The sequence below is a fragment of the Herbaspirillum sp. WGmk3 genome, from assembly GCF_023952535.1.
GTDB classification, from domain to species: Bacteria; Pseudomonadota; Gammaproteobacteria; order Burkholderiales; family Burkholderiaceae_D; genus Herbaspirillum; species Herbaspirillum huttiense.
The window spans coordinates 1-234 of the sequence record NZ_JAKYWT010000168.1 but is presented as its reverse complement, the minus strand read 5'-3'; the positions used below and the strand labels follow the sequence as shown (position 1 = coordinate 234).

At 62.0% G+C, this 234-nt stretch carries 1 protein-coding gene; it reads right to left on the bottom strand.

Annotation, left to right across the window (positions count from 1 at the left end):
* Nucleotides 1–234 (bottom strand): aromatic amino acid lyase (locus MKD49_RS26330; protein ID WP_252697780.1); only part of this gene is annotated, 234 nt, incomplete at both ends.

Genomic DNA, 234 nt, shown 5'->3' with positions numbered 1-234 from the left:
ATGGCTTCGATCAGCCGCACCAGTTCCAGCCGCACGCCGGACGCGCCGCGGCCGAGCGACACCAGCTTCAGCGCCATGATCAGCCGCACGATATTTTCAGGAAGCGGTGCGCCCACCCCGCAGCAATGCGACAGGATGAGATTGCGCTGCAGCGTCGCCACATCCGCCGCATCGATCTTTATGGAAGCGAGTTTGCCGAAACCGGTATTGATACCATAGACCGGCGCATTGCCG